This window comes from Streptomyces oceani, assembly GCF_001751245.1.
In the GTDB taxonomy this organism is placed as follows: Bacteria; Actinomycetota; Actinomycetes; order Streptomycetales; family Streptomycetaceae; genus Streptomyces; species Streptomyces oceani.
This window is the reverse complement of record NZ_LJGU01000003.1, coordinates 1-209: the sequence shown is the minus strand read 5'-3', so window position 1 is coordinate 209 and position 209 is coordinate 1. Positions and strand designations below refer to the sequence as shown.

Here is a 209-nt window from a genome sequence, read left to right as displayed (position 1 = left end):
GAGATGGCGCTCAGCGCCGGCCAGGAGGTCGGCTGCCCGATCGTCGGGGAGTTGGTCCTGGAGTCACCACTCATCCTTGACGAAGCGGCACTGCAGATTCAGGTCACCATCGGTGCGGTCGACGACGACGGGCACCGTGAGGTCGCCATCTACAGTCAGCCGGAGACCACCCGCGACGACGACTCCGAGGCCACCTGCCACGGTCGTGG

At 67.0% G+C, this 209-nt stretch carries 1 protein-coding gene; it reads left to right on the top strand.

The genetic code is table 11. The annotated features are described in order from the left end of the window. The coding region (locus AN216_RS28825) for a hotdog family protein (protein ID WP_170842964.1) at window positions 1-209 on the top strand (209 nt) is incomplete at both ends.